The sequence below is a fragment of the Hyphobacterium marinum genome, from assembly GCF_036330325.1.
Lineage (GTDB): Bacteria > Pseudomonadota > Alphaproteobacteria > Caulobacterales > Maricaulaceae > Hyphobacterium > Hyphobacterium marinum.
On the sequence record NZ_JAZDRO010000001.1, the window covers coordinates 241,097 to 264,924 of the forward strand.

At 65.3% G+C, this 23,828-nt stretch carries 24 protein-coding genes and 1 tRNA gene; 8 read left to right on the forward strand and 17 right to left on the reverse strand.

Annotated elements, in window-relative coordinates; translation table 11 throughout:
* Positions 1-31: 31 nt before the first annotated feature.
* Both V0U35_RS01145 and V0U35_RS01150 read right to left on the reverse strand, forming a co-directional pair.
* Positions 32-2,158: a TonB-dependent receptor gene (locus V0U35_RS01145; protein WP_330194807.1), complete on the reverse strand. Its 2,127-nt coding sequence runs from the start codon at positions 2,156-2,158 to the stop codon at positions 32-34.
* 152 nt (positions 2,159-2,310) lie between these two features.
* Positions 2,311-2,712: a hypothetical protein gene (locus tag V0U35_RS01150; protein ID WP_330194808.1), complete on the reverse strand. Its 402-nt coding sequence runs from the start codon at positions 2,710-2,712 to the stop codon at positions 2,311-2,313.
* A gap of 149 nt (positions 2,713-2,861) precedes the next feature.
* Here V0U35_RS01150 and V0U35_RS01155 point away from each other — a divergent pair, with 149 nt between their 5' ends.
* Positions 2,862-3,515, forward strand: coding sequence for a hypothetical protein (locus V0U35_RS01155; RefSeq protein ID WP_330194809.1), 654 nt, complete (start codon positions 2,862-2,864; stop codon positions 3,513-3,515).
* 18 nt (positions 3,516-3,533) lie between these two features.
* Here the strand turns inward: V0U35_RS01155 and V0U35_RS01160 are convergent, their stop codons facing one another.
* A complete protein-coding gene (locus tag V0U35_RS01160; RefSeq protein WP_330194810.1) occupies positions 3,534-5,711 on the reverse strand; it encodes a reprolysin-like metallopeptidase in 2,178 nt (725 codons plus the stop codon).
* A gap of 387 nt (positions 5,712-6,098) precedes the next feature.
* On the opposite strand from V0U35_RS01160, the gene V0U35_RS01165 reads away from it, so the two are divergent.
* A complete protein-coding gene (locus V0U35_RS01165; RefSeq protein ID WP_330194811.1) occupies positions 6,099-6,809 on the forward strand; it encodes a hypothetical protein in 711 nt (236 codons plus the stop codon).
* A 45-nt stretch (positions 6,810-6,854) separates the two neighbouring features.
* Here V0U35_RS01165 and V0U35_RS01170 read toward each other — a convergent pair whose 3' ends face one another.
* From V0U35_RS01170 to hemC, 8 genes are all read right to left on the reverse strand, one after another.
* Positions 6,855-7,655 carry a DUF305 domain-containing protein gene (locus V0U35_RS01170; RefSeq protein WP_330194812.1) on the reverse strand — a complete coding sequence of 267 codons (801 nt, stop codon included), beginning with the start codon at positions 7,653-7,655 and terminating at the stop codon, positions 6,855-6,857.
* Between the two features lie 3 nt (positions 7,656-7,658).
* Positions 7,659-8,195: a hypothetical protein gene (locus V0U35_RS01175; protein ID WP_330194813.1), complete on the reverse strand. Its 537-nt coding sequence runs from the start codon at positions 8,193-8,195 to the stop codon at positions 7,659-7,661.
* 153 nt (positions 8,196-8,348) lie between these two features.
* A tRNA-Thr gene (locus V0U35_RS01180) sits at positions 8,349-8,424 on the reverse strand.
* 68 nt (positions 8,425-8,492) lie between these two features.
* Positions 8,493-9,149, reverse strand: a complete 657-nt coding sequence (gene udk, locus V0U35_RS01185; RefSeq protein ID WP_330194814.1) for a uridine kinase — start codon at positions 9,147-9,149, stop codon at positions 8,493-8,495.
* Positions 9,146-10,645 carry a heme biosynthesis protein HemY gene (locus V0U35_RS01190; RefSeq protein ID WP_330194815.1) on the reverse strand — a complete coding sequence of 500 codons (1,500 nt, stop codon included), beginning with the start codon at positions 10,643-10,645 and terminating at the stop codon, positions 9,146-9,148. The genes udk and V0U35_RS01190 overlap by 4 nt, the downstream gene beginning before the upstream one ends.
* Entirely contained in the window at positions 10,642-11,874 is a 1,233-nt protein-coding gene (locus tag V0U35_RS01195) for a hypothetical protein (RefSeq protein WP_330194816.1), read from the reverse strand. Before V0U35_RS01195 ends, V0U35_RS01190 begins: the two co-directional genes overlap by 4 nt.
* A 47-nt stretch (positions 11,875-11,921) precedes the next feature.
* Positions 11,922-12,641 carry a uroporphyrinogen-III synthase gene (locus V0U35_RS01200; protein WP_330194817.1) on the reverse strand — a complete coding sequence of 240 codons (720 nt, stop codon included), beginning with the start codon at positions 12,639-12,641 and terminating at the stop codon, positions 11,922-11,924.
* Positions 12,638-13,606, reverse strand: a complete 969-nt coding sequence (hemC, locus tag V0U35_RS01205; RefSeq protein WP_330194818.1) for a hydroxymethylbilane synthase — start codon at positions 13,604-13,606, stop codon at positions 12,638-12,640. Before hemC ends, V0U35_RS01200 begins: the two co-directional genes overlap by 4 nt.
* Before the next feature lie 37 nt (positions 13,607-13,643).
* Between hemC and tsaD the strand changes: the two genes are divergently transcribed.
* From tsaD to V0U35_RS01225, 4 genes are read left to right on the forward strand one after another with little or no spacing between them, the layout of a single operon-like run.
* A complete protein-coding gene (gene tsaD / locus V0U35_RS01210) occupies positions 13,644-14,768 on the forward strand; it encodes a tRNA (adenosine(37)-N6)-threonylcarbamoyltransferase complex transferase subunit TsaD (RefSeq protein ID WP_330194819.1) in 1,125 nt (374 codons plus the stop codon).
* Positions 14,765-15,766 (forward strand): NAD(P)H-dependent glycerol-3-phosphate dehydrogenase, encoded by a 1,002-nt coding sequence (locus tag V0U35_RS01215; RefSeq protein WP_330194820.1) that lies wholly within the window; start codon positions 14,765-14,767, stop codon positions 15,764-15,766. The genes tsaD and V0U35_RS01215 overlap by 4 nt, the downstream gene beginning before the upstream one ends.
* 4 nt (positions 15,767-15,770) lie before the next feature.
* The gene (locus V0U35_RS01220) at positions 15,771-16,064 is read left to right on the forward strand and encodes a YciI family protein (RefSeq protein ID WP_330194821.1); all 294 of its coding nucleotides are present in this window, start codon (positions 15,771-15,773) and stop codon (positions 16,062-16,064) included.
* On the forward strand, positions 16,061-16,393 hold the full coding sequence (locus V0U35_RS01225) for a Rieske (2Fe-2S) protein (RefSeq protein ID WP_330194822.1): 333 nt from the start codon (positions 16,061-16,063) through the stop codon (positions 16,391-16,393). The genes V0U35_RS01220 and V0U35_RS01225 overlap by 4 nt, the downstream gene beginning before the upstream one ends.
* Here V0U35_RS01225 and V0U35_RS01230 read toward each other — a convergent pair.
* From V0U35_RS01230 to V0U35_RS01245, 4 genes are all read right to left on the reverse strand, one after another.
* Complete coding sequence (locus tag V0U35_RS01230; RefSeq protein ID WP_330194823.1) at positions 16,390-17,487, reverse strand: Kelch repeat-containing protein; 1,098 nt, start codon at positions 17,485-17,487, stop codon at positions 16,390-16,392. The two genes, V0U35_RS01225 and V0U35_RS01230, sit on opposite strands and share 4 nt — an antisense overlap.
* Positions 17,484-18,023, reverse strand: a complete 540-nt coding sequence (locus tag V0U35_RS01235; protein ID WP_330194824.1) for a hypothetical protein — start codon at positions 18,021-18,023, stop codon at positions 17,484-17,486. Before V0U35_RS01235 ends, V0U35_RS01230 begins: the two co-directional genes overlap by 4 nt.
* A complete protein-coding gene (locus V0U35_RS01240) occupies positions 18,020-18,763 on the reverse strand; it encodes a creatininase family protein (RefSeq protein WP_330194825.1) in 744 nt (247 codons plus the stop codon). The genes V0U35_RS01235 and V0U35_RS01240 overlap by 4 nt, the downstream gene beginning before the upstream one ends.
* A 92-nt stretch (positions 18,764-18,855) precedes the next feature.
* Positions 18,856-19,356 (reverse strand): TerB family tellurite resistance protein, encoded by a 501-nt coding sequence (locus V0U35_RS01245; protein WP_330194826.1) that lies wholly within the window; start codon positions 19,354-19,356, stop codon positions 18,856-18,858.
* A gap of 154 nt (positions 19,357-19,510) precedes the next feature.
* On the opposite strand from V0U35_RS01245, the gene V0U35_RS01250 reads away from it, so the two are divergent.
* Positions 19,511-20,374, forward strand: a complete 864-nt coding sequence (locus tag V0U35_RS01250) for a class I SAM-dependent methyltransferase (RefSeq protein ID WP_330194827.1) — start codon at positions 19,511-19,513, stop codon at positions 20,372-20,374.
* A gap of 122 nt (positions 20,375-20,496) precedes the next feature.
* Here the strand turns inward: V0U35_RS01250 and V0U35_RS01255 are convergent, their stop codons facing one another.
* Positions 20,497-21,273 carry a DUF3800 domain-containing protein gene (locus tag V0U35_RS01255; RefSeq protein WP_330194828.1) on the reverse strand — a complete coding sequence of 259 codons (777 nt, stop codon included), beginning with the start codon at positions 21,271-21,273 and terminating at the stop codon, positions 20,497-20,499.
* 115 nt (positions 21,274-21,388) lie between these two features.
* Here V0U35_RS01255 and V0U35_RS01260 point away from each other — a divergent pair, with 115 nt between their 5' ends.
* Positions 21,389-22,999: a tetratricopeptide repeat protein gene (locus tag V0U35_RS01260; RefSeq protein WP_330194829.1), complete on the forward strand. Its 1,611-nt coding sequence runs from the start codon at positions 21,389-21,391 to the stop codon at positions 22,997-22,999.
* Here V0U35_RS01260 and V0U35_RS01265 read toward each other — a convergent pair.
* Complete coding sequence (locus tag V0U35_RS01265; protein ID WP_330194830.1) at positions 22,996-23,802, reverse strand: extensin-like domain-containing protein; 807 nt, start codon at positions 23,800-23,802, stop codon at positions 22,996-22,998. The two genes, V0U35_RS01260 and V0U35_RS01265, sit on opposite strands and share 4 nt — an antisense overlap.
* Positions 23,803-23,828: the final 26 nt, after the last annotated feature.

Consider the following 23,828-nt stretch of genomic DNA (forward strand, 5'->3'; position numbering starts at 1 on the left):
CGTACGAACACGGTCCGGCCGGATCTCCTGTCTAGAAGCTGTGCAGCACCGCAAGGCGGAAGGACCGCCCGGCGAGCGGGATCATGTCCTTCAGCTGTGAGGTGTGCAGGCGAGCCTCCTCGTCCGTCACATTGCGGACCTCGGCCATCAGGCGTGTGTTGTCGCCGAAGGGATGCGCCGTCGCCGAGAAATTGACCAGCGTATAACCGTCCGTCGGCAACTCGAACGCGGCGGTCCGGTCCTGATCGGCGGCCCAGACGACTTCACCGCGCAGATCGACGATGTCACGCTGCAGCTCGGCCCCGACCGTCGCTGACAGCGGGGGCAGTCGCGGCAGGTTTCCGAAACTGTCGGTCTCGCCGCGGACATATTCGACCGTCAGATCGCCGACCAGCGCCCACGGCCCGATTTCGGTGATATCGCGTTCCACATAGATCTCGCCGCCCCACAGCGTCGCGTCATCCTGGAGATACTGGAAGATCGGCAACTCCTCGACCGGGTCTTCCATCCCGGTCGGCGCGAGATAGATGAAGCCATCGAACATGGAATAGAAGAGTCCCGCCTCGACAAGCCAGGCCGCCCCGGTCGCCCGGTAGGTGAAATCAAACGCCCAGCCGGTTTCGACGCCGAGATCGGCATCCCCGACTTCAACGGTTTCGGTCGCCGCATGCGGCCCATCGGAATACAGCTCGGCGGCCGTCGGCGCACGCTCGGTGCGGGCCAACGAAAAGCCAACGAAACGGTTGTCCGCAGGGCGCAGGAAGACCCCTGCCGCAGCACTCACCGTGTCAAAGTCACGATCCGGGTTGGCCAGCGCGTCATGTTCGCGATGTTCGAAGCGGAGACCGAAATCAAACCCGTGCGTGTCGAGGTCGAGCCTCTGGGCGGCGAAAACGCCGAAGTCGCGGGACTCCACGGGCGGAACGAATGCCTCCTCGCCGGTGGCCGAGAAATCGGTGCGCAAGGCCTGGACGCCGACCGACCCGTTCCACGGCCCTTCGCCGCGTTCGTTGACGAGCGCGGCGCGCATTTCCCAGCCCTCGGTTTCAAACAGGGTGCCGATCGCACCATCGGGCTCCAGCTCGGCATGGCTGTAGTCGGCAACGCCGACCGAGACGTCGAGATGGTCGAACGGGCCGACGGCGAGATTGAATTCGCCGCGCGCATCCCATCGGGTCTGCTCCATGTCGATCCGGGCATCGCCCTCCTCGTCATGATCCTCGTCATCGTCATCGAAGGCGAAAAGCGGGGCGGAATCGTCGTGATCGTCGTCATCATGGTGATGCTCGTGACCCGGCAGACCGTAATCGGCCTCATAGCTGCGAACCGAAATCCCGAAATAACCCCACGGGCCGTTCAGTGCGGCTCCGCCCCCGACAGTCTGGAAGGTAAAGCCGGAATTGGGGACCGAGCCGTAGGCTTCTTCCTCGTCGTCGTGATCATGATCGTCGTTATCATCTTCGTGGTGGTGATCATCGTCTTCCAGCGCGCGCAGGCGGGCGGATTCGGCAAAGCCCGGAATGGAAAGATCATCCGCTTCGCGATGAGAGGCTTCGAACTGGAAGGAGATCGGGCCGGTGCCAACGCGCGCCCGGCCAGCGAACTGGAAGCCGTCATCGACACTGGTATAGCCGGCATAGACCTGACCCTCGACGGGGCCGTCAATGGGGCGCGACGGGATGCGCCCGTCGATGACATTGATGACGCCGCCAATCGCGCCGCCGCCATAGGCGATGGCCGCCGGGCCGCGCAGAATGTCGATCTGTTCGGCATCCAGGACTTCGCTGGTGCCGGCATGGTCGACACTGATCGCGGAGGCATCAACCAAGCCAACACCGTTATTGAGGATGCGGATGCGATCACCGCCCAGCCCCCGGATGATCGGCCGGCCGACGGCCGGGCCGAAGGAGGTGGTGGAAATGCCCGGCAGATCGGCGAGTGAGGCCCCAAGGGACCCGTCAAACGAGTCCGCGATATCGTCGATATCGAGCACATCGACCGATTGAAGGGTTTCGCCGCTCGCGGTCTCGATGGCGCTGCCCGTCACGACGATGCGGTCGCGTTCCTCGGGTTGCGGCGCGGTCTGGGCGTCAAGCGGGGCGGTGAAGGCCAGGGCTGCGGCCCCGGACAGGAGGGAGGTCTTGAAAACTCGGGTCATGGGTCAGGTCGTCCATCTGAAAACTGTCGCGTCGTATGTCGCGCCGTGTCCGGAGGGCCGGACATGGGCGGACGGGTGACGGATCAGGCCGCGACACCGCCGGAGAGCCGGGCGGGACGAAGCGGCGTGAATTCAGCGCACCGTCGGGCGCGTCAGATGGTTTGGGGCGGTGCACGCGCAGGCGGGCGCGGCGCTTCGGCGGCAGCAGGCGGAGCCTGCCCAGGTGGCGCGACATTGTCGGCGGCATAAAGAACGCCGCTTTCCAGCAAGGTTTCCGCGGGGGCGAGCAGCCCGCCATGGCCCAGCGGAGAGTGGCTCAGCGGACATGGAGTCCCGCTTTCGGACGGCACATGCGGCCCGCCAGAGCCATCCCTGTCCATGGCAGTCAGGATCTCGGCCATCGCCGGGCCGGCAAACTGGTAGTCTCCGGAATGGGTGTGGGCCAGGGCCGCCCCGCCCTGAAGGCAGAGCGCCAGTGCTGCCAGCAGCCCAACGGAGAACGCCCGCCATCGGGCGGGTGTCAGCATGCGGCGATGGGCAATGGCTCGGGCCATGACATCCAGTTCAGTCTTACGTGCACACGGTCACTATCGCACAGACAATGTAATCATGTCACATGACGAGACCGCAAGGTGGCGTGGCAGGGCGCAACCGGATAACCGGCCTGTTGTGCTACAATGCGGTCCAACAAGGGGAAGCCATCATGAATCTGATCAGCCTGTTTGCCGCCGCCATGCTGTCCACCAGCGCACAGGAGGCCGATACCCTGACGCCCCCGTCCGCCCCGGCGCTGGACGCACAATCGAATTCACTGCGCCACACCGAGACAGAAGCAGGGCGCGACGATAACGCAGAGATGCCGCGCCAGGCCGAGGAAGAGCGCGAGACGGGCGAGGCCATGCGCGCCAGGCCCGACGCGGACCGTGATGCGCGCAGCCAGCCATTGCGCCGAAGAGGTGTCGACAATCCGGGCACCAACTCACTTGGCGGGGGCGACCCAGGGTGGGAGGTGCGCGGCGAGGCCCGCGACGAATTCGGGGGCGACGAGCCTAGCTGGGCGCGTCAGCCGGACGGATCGGACGCCTCGCTCGGCGGTGGTGATCCCGGTTGGGAAGTGCAGGGTGATGCTGACCGACGTGCTGCCTCTCACGGCCAGGACGCCATGATCCGCGACCGCGGCGAGTATCTTTGCCAGTGCAGCGGGGCGGGCAGTTGCGGTTCCTATGTTGAGGACGACGCGCTGCATTGTTCGCCCTATGACGGCAATGGCGGGCGCATCTGTTCGGGGTCCTGCTCGATGCGCACGCCCGACGACGGTGCGCGGTCAACACCGGCCACGGCCATGCCGGAGCGGTAGATCACCAAGGTCCTGGCGTCAGGGCGTCCTGACAGCCACAGAGGTTTCACCGCGCAGACCGCCAGCCTGGATCGGCGTTCCGGGCGAGGTAAACCGTACGAAGATGCGGTTGTCGGCCGGGCCGTTCGGAATCGCATTTCCGTTGCCGCGCACGAAAACGGCATAGGTTGCCGTGGCATTCTGCCCGAGATTGGTCGCTACCGAATCTCCGCGCGGTGCGAGGCAGGCACTGGTCACAGGATCAGTCTGACAGATTTCCACGCTGGCGATCTCGCTGCTGGCGTTCGGCCCCGCGACGGCCTCCGCTGTGACGATGGAGGCTGCGCCCAGATTGGATATCGCAACCACGAAGAAGCCGACGAAACTGCCGGTCTGGGGCACTTCGACAATGCCCGGCACGCTGGGTGTTCCAGCGACCGCGACGATATCGGGGCCGGGAAAGAGTTCCGACTGGAAACGGAAGGAATTCACGCCCGCCGTGTAATCCGCTGACCGGCGATTGTCGCAAAACGCTTCGATGAAGATCGCGGTCTCGTCATTGCCGGAATCGACCGAGGATTGGGAATTGTCGATGAAAGACGTCGGGCTTGTCAGCGAGAACAGGAAGCTCTGCGCGCCGCCCGCCGGAATATCGACGGGCGTATTCGCCGTGCCGGTCAGCGCGTTGGTGGCATCCGTCGTCTGATAGGAAAAGCGGGTGCCCGCGCCCGGGACCTGGAGACCGCAATTGGTCGCCGTGTCGCCATTGCCGGCCGGGTTGATGACGGTCGCGAAGGCCGTGGCCGTCTGGCCAATCCCGACCGCCCGCGTCAGCGGCAGGACAGCCGAGCGCAGGTTTCCAGCCGGGTCGCGGAAGATTTGAACGTTCCGGCCTTCCTCACGCAGGGTTCGCGCGCTGTCAGCCTGATCGGCGACACCGCAAATACCGCCATAGCAGTCCGTTATCGCGGGATTGGAAAAGTATGGCGCTTCGGCTTCATTGCCGGGCCCCGAACCCGGCGCGCCACCGCCCAGGCAGGGAAATGAATTATTCGTGGAATCATAGGCCATGATCGTGCGTGTGAAACAGTTGCGCCGATAGCCGCGCGCATAGTCACGCACGCCTTCATTGGTGCCCGCCGCGTTGGCTTCATCGTGGGCCAGGCCGAGATTGTGGCCGATCTCGTGCGCGAAGGTGAAGTCCGCGCAAAAGCCGTAGCCATCGGACAAGTCTCCGTCGTTGCCGTCGATCCAGTCGCTGACCGCAGCCACGCCGAGCGTATTGTACTGGAAGGTAATGGAATCACCCGTCCCGTTCGGGATGAAGGCATTACCGCAATTGGCCATGCTGGGCAGGCGGTAGTTGCGCAGTAGGACGACAAGGTCGGCCCCCTTGGCGTTGCGGATCGGGTACATCGCCCGGAAGTCCTGGCCGTTATCACCGGCTTCATTGAGGCCGGCGCCCTGCCGCATGTCCTCTACGGTCGGGAAATTGCCGGTCGTGTTGTTCGCCGCAATAAGGCCGGTATGGACCAGCCGCGCGCGCAGACCGGTATCGGAATCGATCAGCGCCTGGTCAAGCAGCGCCATTAAATACTGGATCCGCCCGCCTGTGGCCGTACCCCACGTATCGACGACGCTGGACGTATAGAAAACCGCTATGTCGATCGTCCCCAGTGACCCGGCATCGACCGCTGGACTGCCTGTCCCATCCGATTGCATGACCGGTACGCGGGCCGCGATCAGGTCGTTGGCCGCCGGAAGGGAAATCCCGTCATCGCCCCAGGGCGGGGTCACGGCGTTCTCGCCATGCTGAAAAAGGACATGCCCGCCCGCACCATCCGGCACAATCGCCCACATCCCGCTATCGGTCTGGATGCGGCCGAAGACATCGCGCCCCGTGCGGGTGAGGATCACCCGGTTGTCCAGCCCGCCGCCATCCATGCGCCCGGTCCAGACCAGCGTTCCCGCCTCGGTGACATTGAGTCGGTCGAGAACCGCCTCGCCGCCCGGCCCGAGATTAATCGCAACCGTTTCACCGGGCTGCATCTCCATGACGGCGGGATTGAGCCGGGTGAAATGTTGGCCGGCCGGGCGGTCTGGTGCCGTGGCGTGGGCCTCGGCGATCAGGCCGTCGCCGGCCTCGAACAGGGACTGGGCACCGGCTGGCGTACCGGCCGCTGCCAACGCCAATAACAGGAAAATTCGTGCGAACATGGCCACCCCCCGATGCTTTTTCGGCTGTTCTGGTCCGGCAGGAGACGACCGGACAGGGGGTGAGTCCAGCGAAAACTTGGGCACGTCTCACGCCGAAATCGTAATTTATTTTTTGAATTCAAGAAATTGGGAGGCGGCATTGGCAGGGTCGATCGCTACAGGATCCGTCCAGCCCGGGAGCGGGAGCGCACAATTAAGCCTTCGACCCCGGACATGAGACCCCCTCGTCTGCTGTGGATCCGTGACGGCGACGCGAAGACCGGGCGCGAGGCCACGACACCCACCCGATGTGTCGAGAGCCTGTCTGGTCCGGGGGTCCCCCGCCAATAATTGACTGGCATTCGTGCCAGAAGCCGCCACACTCGGGAGAGGGCGGGAGACATCATATTGACCAACAAGGTGGCAATTGACGATCTGGCCGAAGATGTCTTCGGTCTGAACATTCGCGGTATTCGGTCAATTGCCACGATCTGGATCCATCCCCGCCGCTATTTTCAGTCAGCGCGGTCTCCGGACTGGGATAATCGTTATACGCCGTCCATCCGCCTCTGGCTGTCGCTGATCGCGCTGGCGTCGCTGCTGCAGTTTCTCTGGATCGGCACCGACACTCCGCTCGTCAGTGCTTACGCGGCGGGGTTCGAGGACGCCGGTGTCACGCCTTCCCCCGGCATGACGTTTCAGGAGTTGGGCGAACGCGCCGCGCTATGGATCTATGCCTTCGCGCCGGCGGTCCAGTTCGTGCTTTTTCTCGCTGTCCTGGGGTTCTTTCCGTTCTGGGGCGAACGGACCAGCTACAGCCTGCGCCTCCGAAATCTGTTCGCGATCATGATGCCGAGCGCGACCGCGATGACGCTCCTTCTTCCGGCCATGGCCCTGATCCCGGTCAGTCTCCTGACGGCGTTCGGTTATCTGATCGGCCTTCTGACCCTGCTGCTTGATACGGTGACAGGTTTTCGGGGCGCGTTTCCCGCCGTCGACGGGCTCGCGCGATTATGGCGCGCCGGGCTGCTGGCAGTCGCGATCCTGACGCTGAACGTCATCGCCAATATCAGCGCCCAGATCGCCGGCATCGTCTTTGTCAGCGTTGTGTATGCGTGATCCGCACGGTGTGAGCCGCGTTCCGTCCGAACAATACGAACACCTTCAATTAGGCGGCCAGGTGAAGGCCGGTGTTTCCGTCAGATTCGCTAGGGCTTCGGCCGAGACACAGGCATTCGAGTATCGCTGGGTTGCCCGAAAGGTTTCATAGGCCGGGTCCCGGCGATCATCATTCCAGTCCAAGGCGTCGTAGGTTTCGAAGAGTCCGCGAGTTTCAAGCATACCATTGAGATAACAGTCAAAGTAAAAACCATCGAATGTTGCGCGAAGCTCGCGCCAGCGTTCCATTCCACGGTCAAAATAGTCGATAGCCCGTCGCAATCCTTCCGGGTCGCGGCTCCGATCTAACTCGTCGATGGCAGCCTGCAGGGCCTCATGGTGGCCCCAGAAAAACGACCGGACATTCGATTCCTGACTGTAATCCCAGAAGGCAGCGCCGACGTAGCCTCTCAACCAGGATCGGAATTCTGGTGTTTGGGCATCTTCCGGGGCCAGTTCGGAGCCGGTCAGGCTCACACTCATGGAATGCTGCGTATACCAGTTCTCGAGCAATCCATCGAGCCTAGCGACCTCGGCCTGCATGTCTCTCAATCTCGCAAGATCAAGTTCGGGAGCACCGTGAAAGGCAACAGGATCTGTGAGCAGGTAGGTTGGGAAGTCAAATCGATCACCGTGGAACTCGACCGGGTCTGTCAGCAGGTAGACTGGGAAGTCAAATCGCTCGCCGTGAAATTCAATGGGGTCTTCGAGAACGAACAGGGTCGCAGGCGGCCCGACAGGCACGACCTCCTGTGCCAATGCAGACGCAGATAGCAGGAGGACGGCAAAGGCAGAGCGGATCGTCAATGCCTACTCCACTCCGCGGATCCAGTTGGACACCCGGCGGCGCGTGGTGCCCGGGCGCGCACACACCGTTTCCGCGTCGGATACATCGACTGCGCAGTAATCGACCGTATCCCAGTCTGTAAACCTTTGATAAGGCGTATCAAAAGTGGCAAAGCACTCGATACGTTCAATCAGCAAGGGGTTTGCAATATCGTTCTGGAAATCCACGCGTACCAGTGCATCAACGTCGCGGGAGGCAGGCTCCTCTTCACCATCTCCCTGTCGCCAGATCATTATCGTTTCGGACGCGATCTGAGTATTGTCCATGTGAGTGGCCCGGCAATCCAGATCAATGTGTTCAACTTGCCGGTTGATATTGGTCATGCAGACCGGGACATAGACGAAGAACCCAATATACTGGGTCAGTGAATCATCGATTTCATATTCTTCAGGCACATCCGGCAGAGAATTGATATCGGCGGGCGAGCATCCACTCTCTCTGGCGTCCGCAACTTCGTTCGTCGCCAAAACAAATACCAAGACCAACATCGCTCTGAACATGGCAACCTCCCTTAGAGAGAGACTAACCCTACATAGTCGGCAAATCAAAAATCGAGACTATTATTCCGCGAAGTCTCTGTTCTGGAACCAATCGCCCGACCCCAAGAAATCCCGTTGTGATTCGAGATATGGTCTGCCCAAGGGGTGGGGAAGTGGTGCCGCTTGCGTGACTCGAACACGCGACCCCATCATTACGAATGATGTGCTCTACCAGCTGAGCTAAAGCGGCCCCGGACATGCGGGCGCGGAACCTAACCGCGAACCTTGGCCAGCGCAATATCACTTTGTCCGCGGAAGTCAGCCTTCTTTCAGCATCGCGCTGATCCGCGCTGCGACCGGTTCGGCGAGCGCGTTGAAGGATGGGCGCAGGGCTTCAAGCTCGGGTTCGGCGGCCGCCGCGTCATTGGTGACGACAATGTCGGCGATAGCCTTGCCGGGCTCGGTGAATTTGAGATGGCTCGGGCGGACCGAGCGCAGATACTGGATCACCACCGATTCCACACTGCGGCCGCGCTCGCGCACATCGCGCAATATACGGCGCGCCAGGCGCACGTCGGCGGGCGCATCGACATAGACGGTCAGATCGTAGAGCGGCGTCAGGTCCGGATCGGCGAGGACGTGGATGCCTTCCACGATGATGATGTCGGCGGGCTGAACGCGGCGGGTCTCGTCTTTCCGGCTGTGCGTGGCGAAATCATAAAGCGGGGCGTCGACCGCCTTGCCTTTCTTGAGCGATGACAATTGTTTCGCCATCAGGGCGTGGTCATGCGCGGTCACATCATCGAAATTATAGCGCAGCGGGTCGAAGGCCGGGTCGTAGCCGTGATCGCGATAATATTCGTCTTCACGGATGAGGCGGACCTCCATCGGTTCGAGCAGTCTCCGGATCGCTTCGGCGAGCGTGGTCTTGCCCGAGGCCGATCCGCCCGCAATGGCGACGAGAAGCCGGCTCACCGATGACCCCGTGCCGCGATGGACTCGATGTCGTCATCATCGTCGTCGTCATCATCGCCCACGCCGGGATCGTCCGGCGGACGCGGCGTATCATGGAAGACGGTCTCGCCCTTTTTACCCGGTGCCGGGCGTACCCGCACGGGTTTCGGGGCTTCTAGAAGGGCAGTTTCCGGGACGGCCTCGGCCGCGATTTCGAAACGCTCATAGCGGGGGTGGAGGAGGCGGCCCTCATCACCGAACGCATAGACCATGCGCTTCCAGTCATCGGGCGAGAAGGCAAAGGCGCGGCCCTCGCCATCAATGTCCGACCAGTCGGCTTCACCGGGTGCATGGGCCGCGCGCGTCATCCAGCGGCGGGCCGCCTTGTCGTCATCCTCCAGCCGGGCCAGACGCGCCGCCAATGCGCACAGCCGGGCCGAGGGGGTTCCGAATTCCAGCAGAGGGTCGAGCGCGGCGCGGGCCTCGCCCGTCTCCCCGCCTTCCAGAGCGGCCTCGGCGAGGAGCAGGCGGGATTCGCGGTGTTCGGCACGAATGGCGGCGAGCGCCTTCAGTCGTTCGGCGCGTTTGGCCTTGGTGTCGCTCTTGCGCAATTCGGCCAGCGCGCGGGCCAGCGCCGGGTGGGGTGCCGCCGACCAGGCGCTTTTCAGAACGCTTTCGGCTTTCGAATGCTTGCGGTTCGCCGCAAGCAGGCGCGCGGCCAGCGCGGCCGCCGGGGCAAAGGAGGGCGCAGCGCTTGCGGCCTGCTCGGCCAGGCTGCGCGCCTTGTCCGGATCGGAATCCTCCCGCTCCATGGCAGCAGCTGTCAGGAGTACCGATTTACGGCGGCGGGCGGGATCGGGCGCGATCTGCTTGCGTTTCTCGCCCTCCGAGAGTGTGGCCAGGGCCGCCAGCCAGTCGGCTTGGGCGACCTGCGCATCGAAGAGGGCATCAAACGCCCAGCGGACCGATTTAGACTGGTTGAACGCGTCCTCGGCATGGGCCGCGGTGGTGGCATGTTCGCCGCGCTCATGGGCGATCTGCGCGAGGCCCCGGCGCGCGACGATCCGCGTTTTCGGATCTTCCAGCATCGCCTCGTAATGCGCTTCGGCCCCGGGCAGGTTTCCAGCCGCTTCCGCGGCGCGGGCGGCCAGAAGACGTGATAGCGCCGGCCGGTCGAGCAGGGCATCAGCGCGCGCGGCCTGGCGCACCGCGTTCTCGCCTTCCCCTGCGGCCGCAGCGATGAGGGCGCGTTCGAGCGCATCGAATCCCTTCTCCTTGCGGCGGCGAAGGTTGAACTTGCGGAGATTGTCAGGCGCGGTCCACACGCCCAGCACCAGCCGCCAGATGACGAGGAGAATGAAGGTCAGGACCAGCAGGCCCGCCGCGGCCAGTGCGAAGGGCATGCGGCCTTCCACGCCCATGAATTCGAAACTCGCCGAGCCGGGATTGAGCGTGACGAAGACGGTGACCGCACAGGCCGCGATGATCACCAGGACAACGAGAATGAGACGGATCATCGCGGGTCCTCCCCCTGCGAGGCGGCATCCTCAACGAGTGCGGCGCGAAGGCTATCGAGCGCGGACTCGACCTGGAGCCGGGCCTGCGCGGAGAGAAGCCAGGGCCGCGCCGCGTCCAGGGCCTCACCTTCAAGGCGTTCGGTGGCCGCGACCGCGCCTTCCAGGTCGCCGCGCTGCAAACGCGCATCGGCCAGCGCCGCAAGTGCAAGCGGTCCGTCGCCGTCTTCCGCGCCGGTCGTGCGGCGCACCTCAATGAGGCCGAAAAAGGCGCGCGAGGGTCCGGCGGCAGCCTCGATCTCCGCGCGCGGAAAATCGGCCGCAAGGCTTTCGCGGTCGGGCACACCGGCCCGCGCCAGCGATTGCAGACTCGACAGCTCGGTCCGTCCGCGCCAGAGGCGGGCCAGCGCCGCGCGTTCAGCCTCGAACGGGTCGGACGTTTCCGCGATCTCGGCAAGCGCCATCAGGGCAAGCGTGCGGGCGGCCAGCGTCCGGGCATTGTCGTTGTCGCCACCGGATTCGCGGGTGGCTTCCAGACTGGCTGCCCGGTCCGAGGCTACTTGCGCCAGCGTCTCGGCGGCCGCTATGCGGGCTTCGAGACCCGACAGGTCGACCGCCGGACTTTCATCCGGTTCGGCGCTCTCCAGCGCTGCAATGCGGGCTTCAAGCGCGGTGATGGCTTCAGACGAATCGCCGCCGCCTTCGGGTAAGGCCGAGACGCCGTCGAGCGCCTGGTTGGCGAGCGTTTCGGCCCGTTCGGCAGTCTGCGCGACGGTATCGAGACGCTCGGTCAGCGCACTGTCGTCATAGGCCGGTCCCGCGTCACCGGACCCGGCGGCTTCAAGCGCCGCGATACGGGTTTCAAGTGCAGAAATCGTTTCCGGATCGCCCTCGCCAATCACGACGGGCGGTGCCGATTCCAGCCGTTCCACACGATCGCGCAGCGCGGCATAGTCATTGGCGATATCGCCTGCCGGGTCGGCGGATTCCAGCGCGGCAAGGCGGGTTTCTAGCGCGGCCAGCGTGCCGGACGGGTCGGTGGCTTCGGGTATTGCCTGCTGCCCGTCGAGCCACCAAGCCCCGGCAAGGCCCAGCGCGCCGCCGGCGATGGCCGCAGTCAGGAAAAGCAACAGACCACCGCCGAACCCGCCGCGGCGGGGCCGGTCGTTGTCTTCGACCGGAGCCGGTTCGAATTCGGCGTCGACCGGTTCGGGTTCACTGGACTTGGTCATTTTCCCCGTCTTGGCGATAGGCGTTGATTCGCGTCTGCCCGGTCAGTCTAGGGGGCGCGGCGCGTTGAGCCAACGCGATCAAGAAGCGCAGCCTCGTCGGGTGTATCGGCGATGCGCACAGCGCCCCAGTCCGAGGCGATCAGATTGTCGGCGGTAGCAAGGCTGATCGCCGCCGCGATCAGGCCTTTGAGACTGGCATTGAGTTCGGCATCGTCCACCAGCGCGGTGAAGGCAGCCGCCGCGCGCGGCGAGTGAAACAGTACCGCCGAGAGGCGCTTGTCTTCCAGTGCGGTTTTCGCCGCCGCCGGCAGGACCGGTGCCGCCTCGGCGCGATAGGCGATGGTTTCGTGGACGTGATAGCCCTTGCGCATGAGCGTGCCGGAGACGTCGCCAGCCGTATGCGCGCCGCGCACATGCAGAAGCGCACCCTTTTCCGGCTCGAGACCCCTGCAGATCAGTTCGATCAGCGCTTCGGCATCGCCGCCGGCCGAGCGGGTCTTTTCAAAGCCTGCGTCCTTCGCGGCGGCCTCGGTGGCATCGCCGACGCACCAGGCCGCCGGCTTGCGTTCAGGGCGCAGCGCGGCCCAGGCGCGCACGCCATTGGGACTGGTGAAGACCAGCGCCTGGACCCGCTTCAAATCGGCGATGATGGCTTCCGCTTCGCGAATGGTCAGGAAGGGCGCGATTACAGGCTCGATTCCCAGCGCTGTCAGCGCCTTGGCGGTGCGGGATGCCCCCGGTTCGGCGCGGGTAACAAGCGCCCTCATGACGCCGCCACCGCGCGCGCGAGCTTGTCACCGCCGGCCGACCGGATTTCGCTGCCGATCCGCGTGCCCAGCGCGCGGGCCGCGTCCGCCGCGAATGCGCACCGCCCTTCGGCGTGCCAGCGGTCGGTCCCGTCCGGCATCAGCGCTTCGGCCCGCAGCCAGAGCGTCTCACGCTCGCGGACGGCGTGGATCGCGATTGGCGTGCGGCAGGACCCATCCAGGGCCGCCAGAGCCGCGCGTTCGGCCTCCAGGACAATCGCCGTGGGGTCGTGATTGAGGGCTGCAACGATCTCCCGGGCATCCTCATCTTCAGCATGGACAGCGATACCGATGACGCCCTGCCCGCCCGCCGGGAGCATGGCATCGACATCGACCGGACCGAGCTTCGCTTCGGGACGTCCGAGGCGTTTAAGCCCGGCGCGCGCCAGGAAGGTCGCGTCGATCTCTCCAGCCTCCAGCCGGGACAGGCGTGTGCCGACATTGCCGCGCAGGGTGACGACGTTGAGATCGGGCCGGGCGTGGAGGGCCTGGGCCTGCCGGCGCAGGCTCGCCGTGCCCAGCGTTGCGCCTTGCGGCAGATCGGCGAGCGCCGCACTGCCCGAGGCGGTCAGCAGCACATCGCGCGGATCTTCGCGCTCCAGCACGGCGGCAAAGTCGATTCCGGTGGGCGGCTCGACCGGCACATCTTTCATGGAATGGACCGATATACGCGCCTCCTTGTTCAGGATGGCGGTGTCGATTTCCTTGGTGAAGAGCCCCTTGCCGCCCGCTTCGGTCAGGCGCTGGGTGGTCAGCTTGTCGCCTGTGGTCAGATAGGTCCGCACCGGAAAGACCAGTTCGGCCTCGTCGGCGGACAGGCCATGGGCGCGCGCCAGAAGGTCGCGCGTCAGGTGCGCCTGGGCAAGCGCCAAGGGTGAACCGCGCGTGGCGATCGGCAGCGGGGAGGCAGCGGACAGTGTCGGCAAGTTGCACTTGTCCCTTCGGCGGGAGTATCGAACGGCAATGACGGACTTAGCCCCTGCCTTCCCCCCGGCGCAAGCGCTCACCGTGCTGGGACTGGAATCCAGCTGCGATGAAAGCGCGGCGGCGATCGTGCGCCGTAATGCCGATGGCCGGATCGAGGTACTCGCCGATTGCGTTCTGGGGCAGGAAGACGCCCATGCGCCCTATGGCGGCGTGGTGCCGGAAATCGCCGCGCGCGCCCATGCCGAGGCGATGGACCATCTCGCCCGCCGGGCGCTGGCCGAAAGTGGCCTGGTGCTCGATGACATGGACGCGATTGCCGCGACATCCGGGCCGGGCCTCGTTGGCGGGGTCATGGCCGCGCTGATGACGGCCAAGGGGCTGGCACTGGGGGCGGGAAAGCCGCTGATCGCGGTCAATCATCTGGAAGGACACGCGCTTTCGCCGCGTCTGTCGGGCGCGCTCGTATTCCCCTACCTCCTCCTGCTGGTCTCCGGCGGCCATACCCAGCTCCTCGCCGCGCGCGGCGTTGGCGACTATCAGCGTCTCGGCTCGACGCTCGACGACGCGGCGGGCGAGGCCTTCGACAAGACGGCCAAGGTGATGGGGCTTGGCTTTCCGGGAGGACCCGCACTGGAGCGCTGTGCGAAGGACGGGGACGCGTCCCGTTTCGAGCTTCCGCACCCGCTCGCCGGACGTCCGGGCTGCGATTTTTCCTTTGCAGGTTTGAAAACCGCGGCGCGTCAGATCTGGGACGGGCTGGATACACCGACCGACAAGGACCGCGCCGATCTCGCCGCCGGCGTGCAGGCCGCGATTGCGCGCTCCCTCGCCGAGCGTTCGGGCCGGGCGATGGCGCAATTCGCCGGTGAGTTCGGGCCGGGTTCGCATACATTTGTGGTCGCGGGCGGGGTCGCGGCGAACACGGCTGTGCGTACCGCGCTTGAGGCCGAAGCAGCAGAGCACGGTTTCACGCTTTCCGCGCCGCCGATGAAATGGTGCACAGACAATGCGGCGATGATCGCGCTGGCCGGTGTCGAACGGCTGGCGCGCGGGGACACGGATGGTCTCGACGCCCCGGCACGGGCGCGCTGGCCTTTGGACGCGGCCTCGGCCAAGCTGGATCCGGTGATCGGTGCCGGACGGAAAGGGCCCAAGGCATGAGCGAGCTGCAACATATCGGCGTCCTGGGTGCTGGAGCCTGGGGCACGGCGCTGGCGGAAACCTGCGCCAAAGCCGGGCGCGACGTGACGCTCTGGGCGCACGAGGCCGACGTCGCCGACACGATCAATGCGGCGCACGAGAACACGCTCTACCTGCCGGGTATTACCTTGAGCGATACCGTCACCGCGACGGGCGATATATCCGAACTCGGAGACTGCGACGCCATTCTTGCCGTCGCCCCGGCCCAGCACATGCGCGGTGTCCTGGAAGCCTTCGCGCCCCATTCCGGGAATGCGCAGCCGGTCCTGCTCTGCTCCAAGGGCATCGAGCAGGGCAGTCTGAAAATGATGACCGAAGTGCTCGACGAGACGATCCCGTCGGCCATTCCCGCCGTGCTCTCCGGTCCCAGCTTTGCCGCCGATGTCGCGAAGGGCCTGCCCACGGCTGTTACGCTCGCCACGCGCTACAAACCGCTCGGTGTGGCCTTGATGAACGCCATCGGCACGCCGCGCTTCCGGCCCTACTGGTCGGGCGATCTCATCGGCGCGGAGGTTGGCGGCGCAGTAAAGAACGTGCTCGCCATTGCCTGCGGGATTTCCGAAGGCAAGGGGTTCGGGCGTTCAGCCCATGCCGCGCTGATCGCGCGCGGGTTTGCCGAGATGACGCGCCTGGCCCTGGCCATGGGAGCGGAACGCGAAACCCTCGCCGGGCTTTGCGGGCTGGGTGATCTCGTCCTGACCTGTTCGTCCGAGCAGTCCCGCAACATGTCCTGCGGCCTGGCACTGGGGCGCGGGGAGAGCCTGAAATCCATTCTCGGGGGACGCCGGGCGGTCACTGAAGGCGTCGCCAGCGCCCCGGCTATCGTCGCGCTCGGGGAGAAGCACGGGGCCGATCTCCCGATCTGCCAGGCCGTCAACGCCATCCTGTCAGGCGATCTGACCGTCGATGACGCGCTCGAGGCGCTGCTCGCCCGCCCCTTCACCAGCGAGGGGGATTAAGCCCATGCTGTTCGCAGTTCACGCCCTCGACCGGCCAAATTGCCTCGCCCTGCGCGCACAGCATCGCGAGGCGCATATCGCCTTTCTCACCGATGCCGGTGACCGGCTGAAATTCGCCGGGCCGCTGCTCGACGACGCAGGCGGGATGTGCGGCTCGCTGCTCATCCTTGAGGCGGAGAACAGGGCGACTCTGGCGCGCTGGCTGGAGGATGATCCCTACAGCGCGGCCGGCCTCTTCGAGCGCGTCACGATCCGGGCGGTCAAGCCGCTCTTCGGCCCGATGGCCGCGGCCCTATGACCTTGCCGCCTGCGGGTACCGAGCTGGGGCGGGTTGACGCCATTCCCGACCCGGGCGGCCGGGTGGCGGACTGGCCCGGCCTGCCCATCATCCTCGCACGGAAGGGCGATGAGGTGCGGGCCTATGTGAATGTCTGCCCGCATGCGGGACGGCCGCTGAACCTGCCCGACGGGCGGGTCATCGCCCACGCCGGCACCCACCTGATCTGTCCCGCCCATGGCGCGATTTTCGACATTCTGACGGGCAAGGGCGATGGCGCACTGGTGGGCGGTGACGCCCTGAAACCCGTTCCGGTGCGCGTTGAAAACGGATTGATCCTCGCAGCCTAGTCGAAATTTATCGCGCGGACGTCGGAAATCACCTCCTGCGCGTCATTCATGCCGCCGAGCGTGAAGAAGGCCCCGTTCCATTCGACCAGGCCGCGATGATCCATCGTGCCGAACGTGGCATAGCCGATATCGAACCCCCATTCCGCACCGGGGCGCAATTCGCGGGGGTACATGACCGAATCGAGCGGGCGGGACGGCACGCCGTCATAGCCGATCCCGTTATAATTATAGGGATTGTCGGTCCCGCCGGAGAAATAGACCCTGCCGGCTCGTTCCGACCCGGTGGCCGCCGCACGATAGCGGGCCGGGCCCTGATGGCCGGAGAATTCGGTCCAAGTGATGACGGCCGGATCAGACACGTCGATCTCGCCATGCCAGCAGGCGTTCGAATGGACGAAGCTGCGCCGTCCGCCCTCGGTTTCCGGCGGGACGACCGCTGCGCCGCCGCAAACGACCATATCCCGCCCGACAATACCGCCCGCATGCCCGAAGACCGGGTCGCCGGGGAAGGCCGTCGCCTGGAACCAGCGGTCTTCGGCGGAGTCATAGACCTGGACGAGATCGACATTGTCGGTCTCGTGCCAGCCCGAGACGAGGTAGACGTAGCGGTCGTCCAGCACGAAGGCGACGCTGTCATCGACCGGGACCGGCATGTCGGCGGCGCGCGCATAGGTCTCGCTGACCGGGTCGAATATCCAGACTTCGGGCGTGGAATGCTCCGTTCCATCCTCGGCCACCGTGTAGCCCCCGAAAATATGGATGCGGTTTTCCACCGTCGCGGCGACGCTCGCCAGACGTCCGATGCCGTCCGGCAGGCCGGCGATGCCCCGGCATTCGCGCGCTTCGAGGTCGCAGGCATAGGCGTCGGCGGTGACGTCTTCCCAGGTCTTGCCTGCATGCAGCCCGGCAAAGGAATAGGCGATGGTGCGCCCGTCGACCTCGGCTGCGGCGACAGCATTGTTGGTCACCGATTCGGGCAGATGCGCCCAGGCCTCGTCGCTGCCCCGGCTGGTAGACGGGCGGCTGCCCTTTTCCGCGCAGGCCGACAGGGAAACGGCCAGGGCTGCCAGAAGGGCGAGGGGACGCAACATCATGATTCCAGTCTTTCCTTCAGCGTGGTCAGCGCGGTGCGCCACGCCGTCTTGAGCCGTTCACAGTCGGCCGCATTCGCCAGTTTCTCATGGCTGAGCGTGATCCTGGTCTTGCCGTCCGCGCTCGCAAGATGGACCGAGACGCGCCCGCCTTCCGGCGCTTCCCAGCGGCCATTGACCGTGCGCCCCGGCTTCGAGGTGGAGACGGCCAGCTTTCCGTCCGGCCCCCAGCCGGAGAAGACGGCGGGCTCGGTAAAAGCCGCGGTAATGACTTCAGGGTCGGCGGCGATGATCTTCGACGCCGTCGCCTGATAGCCGCCCGGCATTTCATGGGTCTCGCGCCGCCCGGTGAGGACTTCCCAGCCGCCGGTCACGGTTTGCGCCCACCACGGCGAAAGGCGGTAGTCATCCTTCAGGCGTTTCGCGATCTCGCGGTGATCAAGTTCGCCCGCCCAGCCGTCCAGTTCGGCGCGCCAGCCGGCCCAATCCCGTCCCGTCGCCTCGCTTATGGCGGCGTCGGAGACGGGCGGCTTGCTCACGCATTGGCTCCGAAGAAGGCACGGGCCTCGGCAATCAGCGCATCCTTCGCGGCCTTGACGATGACCGCGCCCTTGTCCGGGGTCGCCTGCGCCGGGTCGGATCCGATCCGGCCATCGGGAAAGACCTTGCGGTAATTGTCGGCGTCGGAAAAATCACCTTCGGGCGCGATTTTCGGTGTCATCTCGACGTTTTTCACCGAGTCCGGATAGCCGTAATAGGTCACCGCGACTTCCGAGGCCGTCGCGTGGGAGCCGTCACCGACCGGGAATATCTCACGGCAGGTCTTCATCACACCCGGCAATTCCCACCAGTTCCGCGTTTTCAGCTTGTAGGGGCAGGGCTCTCCGGTCAGTGACCAGCGCGCATAGCTCTCTGAAAAGGCGGCGTTGATGGTCGGCACATTGCCGCCATGGCCGTTGAGGAAATATATCTGTTCAAAGCCGTGGCGCGCCAGCGAATCGATCCAGTCCTGCAGAGCGGCCAGCATGGTCGAGGGGCGCAGCGTGATCGTCCCGGGGAATCCGAGATGGTGCTGGGCATTGCCGACATTGAAGGTCGGCGCGATCAGCATGCCGGACTCGTCCCCGGCTTCCCTGGCAATGATTTCCGGGCACAGCGCGTCCGTGCCCAGTAGACCGTTCGGCCCATGCTGTTCGGTCGAACCAATGGGCACGATGACGCCCTTTGACCGCGTCAGATAAGTTTCGATTTCCGGCCAGCTGGCCTGATGGAGTTGCATGGGTGTTCGTCCTGTCGTGCTGTCTGCGCGAGAGGTAACCGGGCCGGGCCCTGCGGCGCAAGCCTTCAGGCGAGACCGGCGCGGCGGCGGTATTACGCCAGATAGGAGTCCTGGGCCGGGCTGACGCGACCGTCCGCAGCGGCGACTACTTCGAGCATGGCGGCGAGTTCGCCCAGTTCGCGCGGCGACAGGCGCTGAGCAATGAGGTTGGTCATGCGGGCGATGCCGTCTTCGGGGTTGGACAGGCCCGACGACGCCCAGGCCGCGCGGGAAAGCAATTCCTCGGCGCGCGCCTCGTCGACCTCGAAACGGCGCACCATTTCGCCGCGGATGGCCGCCTTGTCCTCGGCCGTGACTTCGCCACCCGTCCGGGCAATCCCCAACAGCAGGATGGCGGCGGCCTCGCGCGGATCGTCAACCACGGCGAGCCCTTTGCGGTTCGCTTTTGACCGGAAGCGCATCTTGCGCGGCAAATTGGCGACCTCGCCGGCCGCTTCGCCGATCACGCGGGCCCCCTGGATGGCCATGGAAATGCGCCAGACGATGACGCCGATCGCGCCCAGCGCCCTGAAAATCGCGAGTATCACATGCATGGCACACCCTCCCCGTGCGCCAATCTAGCCCCGGTTATACGGATCGGGAAGCGGCAATCGGCCCTGACATTTGCGTGATGCCGTTGCCTCGGCGGGCAAAGCGGTCATCATCGCAGTCTCCGGCGGGAGGGCCGGAGCTATCTGAGGGAATATCATGCGCTATTTGATCAGCCTGATGGCCGCCTTTGCCATCGCGGCCTGTACGCCGGCAGACGACGCGGCCGATACACGTGATGCCGCCATCGACGAGTCCGCGGCAGAGGACACTGCAAAAGACAGCGGCGACAGCGCGCCCGGTTCCGGCGATCAGGCCGAGTATGCCAATGCAAACCAGGCCGCCGTCAATGACGCGGCCCGCCCCGAACAGGACCGTGCGCGGGACGCCACGCGGCATCCGGCGGAAATACTGAATTTCGCCGGTGTCGAGCCGGGCTGGGCGATCGCGGACATCGGCGCGGGCGGCGGCTACTACACCCGCATCCTGTCGCGTGCGGTCGGGGCCAACGGCACGGTCTATGCCCATAACTATCAATGGGTCGTTGACCGTTTCCCGAATGCCGACACCGCCCTGACCGCGATTGCTGGCGAATATGACAATGTTGACTACTACGTCGCGACAGCCGCAGACGTGATGTCGGGTGTGGACGCGCCTCTCGACGCCGCCTTCATCGTGCTGGGCTATCATGACCTGATCTGGCAACAGCCGGATATCCAGACGCTGACGCGCGAAGAGCGGATCGCCAGCAACCGGCTCATTTATGACGCACTCCGTCCGGGCGGGGTCCTGATCATCATCGACCACCGCGCCGAGGATGGATCGATGGACCGGGATGTCGACGCCTTTCACCGCATCGGTGAGGCCATGGTGCGCGAGGAGATCGAGGCCGCCGGCTTCCAGCTCGACGGGGAAAGCGACCTGCTCTCCAATGCCGAGGACACGCGCGATATCGGCGTTTTTGACCCCTCGATCCGGGGCCGGACGGACCGCTTTGTCCTGCGCTATCGCAAACCGAATTGAGGCGAATGGGCCGTGATGCTATAGTCGGTCCCGTGGACTGAACCGGACCCGATCCGGCTTAGGTTCGACAATCGAGCGGGCGGCCATGGTGAACCCAGAGCCGCCCGTTCTTGTCACTGGCCTCAGTCGTACCTGATGACGAAGACACCGCGATCGTCGGTGCCGCCGGTGCGGTCTATGGCCGGGGCGAGCGCTTTCATGAAACGCGTCATGCCCTTGTGTTCGCGAACCGCGCCATGGGGTTTCTCGGTCTGGTAGACCGCATAGGCGCACAGATCGGCAGCCTGGATCAGCAGGGATTGCCGTGAATCCTTGCGCTGGGGATCCTCGATCACATAGCGCAGCGGGCGGTTGACCACTTCGGACCGCTTCCACCACCACATACCGCGCGTGACCCGAACCGGGCGCTCCTTGCGCAGGCCGCGCACCAGCCTGTTGAGCTGGCCGCCATGGGTATCGTCGCTGACAATGAAACCCGGCGTGGACTTTTCCGGCGGACGGTTCTGATTGGTCCGCGCCAGCCAGGCATCGAAGCGGGCGAGGTGGGCCGCCCAGCCGGCCCGGAAAACGTCGGTTTCGGGCGGGAGGCTCTTCTTGCGGACCACGGTCAGAAGGATTTTCACGTCCGGCAGCTTGCCGATCCGCTGCAGCGCCGTCTCGATCATCGCCACCCGGGCATCCATTGGGCCGGGGCCGGATTTCATGATGTTCGAGCCGCGCATTTCGTCGCGCAGTTTCAGCCCGTACTGGGCATTGAGGTCGCGGCGCAATTTCAGGATGGCGGCCTCGGTCTGGTTCCAGCGATTGCCCGGAACGATCAGACCGGCGAGCACGAATGCCGGAGTCGGCTCGGTGGAGCGACCGGGGTCGCCCGACTCGTCGACATACATCAGATGCATTCGCCTACCCCTCCCGACGCGGGTGTTATAGTTAACACGGGAGCATGACGCACGTGTATTTGGCTCGCCTGCGAGGCGAAAAGACGGCACACTGGGCCCAGCGGGAGGAGGGCACGTGGCAGGACCAACATTCGCCAACCGGCTGACGGCACTGACACCGGACTGGCTGCGGCGGCGCTGGGGCGCAGCAGCGGCTTCAGCTGCGGTGCTGGCCGCAACGCTGGGGTTTTTCGCCGACATCCAGGGCCTGATCTTCGGTTCGACCATGTCCGCCGCCGAGGCCGAAATGCTGGCCGACCGGGTCGCCATCCGCATGGATACCGGTGCGGCAAGCGGTGATGAATTGGCCGACGCCCTTCATGTCATCGCCCGCGACGGAAGCCGCCGTGAGCGCGACGCCCTGGAAATGCTCGACGCCGGCAATGGACAGGAGGCGCTGGACAGGCTGGACGCCGAAGCAAGCCGGCTTTTGCGCCGGCACCCGGAACTGGCCGCCCAGCGCTTCGTCCATCTCGGCGTCATCGCGGAAGGGGTCGATTCGGGCCGGGCCATCGACTTCTACCGGCGTGCACTGGATACCGATCCCGCCCTGTTGCGGGCGCTGAACCGGCTGGGCGACGCCTATGCCCGGACAGGCTTACCGGACGCGGCCGGTAATGTGCACACCGAGGCACTGAACCGCGCCCGCGAGACCGGGAATATTCGCGAGGAAATCGCCGCCCTGGCCGGGCTGGCCTCGCTGGACTCCAATACCGGCCGGTATGACCAGGCGGATGCCCGCTATCAGGAGGCGCTGGAACTCGCTGACAGCGTTGGCGATCTGCGCCTGTCAGCGAACATGCTGGGCAATCGCGGTTATGTCGCGCAGGGACGGGGCGAGTCTGAGGCCGCGCGTCGCTTTTACACACGGGCGCTGTCCCTGTTTGAGTCCGCCGACGATCCGGTCGGGGCGGCTCTGGCGCGCAACAATCTGGCGAATTTCGAGCGGGAATCAGGTGAGTTCGACACCGCAGCAGACAATTACCGGATCGCGCTCGCCGCGCTGGAGTCCGCGGGCCGGCGCCCACTGGGCGCACTGGTGTTGCAGAATCTCGGCTCAACGGCGGAAGACCGGGGTGATTTCGACCAGGCCGCACGTTTCTACCGGCGTGCGCTCGAGCGGGCGCGCGAGTATGATTATGTCCGCTTCATCCAGTCATCGGCCCGCCGGCTGGCCTGGGTCGAGATGCAGCGCCGCAATGCCGCAGAAGCGATTGTTCTGGGCGAGGAAGCCCTACAGGCCGCCGAACGTATGGGCGATGATGCGGCAGAAGCCGATGCGCGCGTTCTGTTGATCGGGGCCAATGGCGAGACCGGCCATCACGTCGCGGCGCGAAGCCATGCCATGCGGGCCTTCGAGCTGTTTGATGCTGTTGATGCCCCACCCGATACGCGCGGCTATGTCCATTCGGCGCTGGGCCTGATGGCCTGGCGCGATGGTGATGCCGCCGAGACGCTTGACCAGTCCCGCCTTGCACGCGCGGCCTATGCCGAAGCCGGGCTGGCCGGTGAGACCGCCGAACAGGACCGGCGGCTGGCCACGCTCGCCGTGGAGCGGGGCGAGATTGACACGGCCTGCGCGCATCTCGCCAATGCCCGGGAGCTCTACCAGCGATCGGGAAACAGCGATTCTCTGGCCGGCGTCGAGACAAGGCGGGCCGAGCTGGGCTGTACCCCGCCCGGCTAGCTGCAGATAGTCCAGCGGCCCATGTCGAGGTGGAAATGGTCGTGGTGGGCGGCATTGTAGTCCGGCCCCAGCACGCCCCGGAATAGCGGGCAGGACCCGTCCCGCACCTCTTCGAGGAAGGCTGACCGGGCATCATCACTGTCCCAGTCGGTCACCGGGACCTGCCGGCCGTCAGCAAGACGGAAACCGGCAATGTCGATGGCGTTCGCCCCGGCGTGTTCCGACCAGCGGCCCCGGGCCGAATTGTTGACCCGGCGGCAATTGTAGGTGCCGTAGTGGATGATCTCGACGGCCTCGCTGCCGAGATGTTCCAGCGCGGCAGGCCGGACGACTTCACGTTCCCAGACATAAAGCGCTGCCGCCAGCGCGCAGGACGCGACCTCGGGCTGAACCGCGTATCCGATATTGGACCGGTTGATCCTCACGCCGGAGTCGACCCGGCATTCGGCGCGGACCGTCTGGGCTGAAGGTTCAGCCGGGGTGAAATCCATCTCCGACCCGTCGAGCGCGGCGAAACAGGCCGTCGGGTCGTCGCGCAGGGCGGCGATATGGGCATAGGTAAAGGTGCCAATCCCTTCATCAAGCCGGGCCTCGCCCCAGGGCTTGTCGCCTTCGGGCAAGCGGTCGATATGCAGGATAACCGCGATGACGCCGAGAATCCCGAGCATCAGGATCGACCCGCGCGCGGCGATATGCGCAGCCAGCGGCAGACCCGACCAGCGCTTCTTCGCGGGCGGCTTGCGGCGCGGCTCCGACGCACGGTGGGGCGGTCCGAAAACGGGTTTTGGCGGTGTCCCGGTCATATCAGAGCCGGTTATGCGCGCCCTTA

Excerpts from the sequence above, each read along its gene's own strand:
- V0U35_RS01145 (WP_330194807.1), bottom strand. The coding sequence starts at position 2,158 with ATGACCCGAGTTTTCAAGACCTCCCTCCTGTCCGGGGCCGCAGCCCTG.
- V0U35_RS01150 (WP_330194808.1), bottom strand. The coding sequence starts at position 2,712 with ATGGCCCGAGCCATTGCCCATCGCCGCATGCTGACACCCGCCCGATGG.
- V0U35_RS01155 (WP_330194809.1), top strand. The coding sequence starts at position 2,862 with ATGAATCTGATCAGCCTGTTTGCCGCCGCCATGCTGTCCACCAGCGCA.
- V0U35_RS01160 (WP_330194810.1), bottom strand. The coding sequence starts at position 5,711 with ATGTTCGCACGAATTTTCCTGTTATTGGCGTTGGCAGCGGCCGGTACG.
- V0U35_RS01175 (WP_330194813.1), bottom strand. The coding sequence starts at position 8,195 with ATGTTCAGAGCGATGTTGGTCTTGGTATTTGTTTTGGCGACGAACGAA.
- V0U35_RS01190 (WP_330194815.1), bottom strand. The coding sequence starts at position 10,645 with ATGATCCGTCTCATTCTCGTTGTCCTGGTGATCATCGCGGCCTGTGCG.
- V0U35_RS01195 (WP_330194816.1), bottom strand. The coding sequence starts at position 11,874 with ATGACCAAGTCCAGTGAACCCGAACCGGTCGACGCCGAATTCGAACCG.
- V0U35_RS01200 (WP_330194817.1), bottom strand. The coding sequence starts at position 12,641 with ATGAGGGCGCTTGTTACCCGCGCCGAACCGGGGGCATCCCGCACCGCC.
- tsaD (WP_330194819.1), top strand. The coding sequence starts at position 13,644 with ATGACGGACTTAGCCCCTGCCTTCCCCCCGGCGCAAGCGCTCACCGTG.
- V0U35_RS01215 (WP_330194820.1), top strand. The coding sequence starts at position 14,765 with ATGAGCGAGCTGCAACATATCGGCGTCCTGGGTGCTGGAGCCTGGGGC.
- V0U35_RS01220 (WP_330194821.1), top strand. The coding sequence starts at position 15,771 with ATGCTGTTCGCAGTTCACGCCCTCGACCGGCCAAATTGCCTCGCCCTG.
- V0U35_RS01225 (WP_330194822.1), top strand. The coding sequence starts at position 16,061 with ATGACCTTGCCGCCTGCGGGTACCGAGCTGGGGCGGGTTGACGCCATT.
- V0U35_RS01230 (WP_330194823.1), bottom strand. The coding sequence starts at position 17,487 with ATGATGTTGCGTCCCCTCGCCCTTCTGGCAGCCCTGGCCGTTTCCCTG.
- V0U35_RS01240 (WP_330194825.1), bottom strand. The coding sequence starts at position 18,763 with ATGCAACTCCATCAGGCCAGCTGGCCGGAAATCGAAACTTATCTGACG.
- V0U35_RS01245 (WP_330194826.1), bottom strand. The coding sequence starts at position 19,356 with ATGCATGTGATACTCGCGATTTTCAGGGCGCTGGGCGCGATCGGCGTC.
- V0U35_RS01250 (WP_330194827.1), top strand. The coding sequence starts at position 19,511 with ATGCGCTATTTGATCAGCCTGATGGCCGCCTTTGCCATCGCGGCCTGT.
- V0U35_RS01255 (WP_330194828.1), bottom strand. The coding sequence starts at position 21,273 with ATGCATCTGATGTATGTCGACGAGTCGGGCGACCCCGGTCGCTCCACC.
- V0U35_RS01265 (WP_330194830.1), bottom strand. The coding sequence starts at position 23,802 with ATGACCGGGACACCGCCAAAACCCGTTTTCGGACCGCCCCACCGTGCG.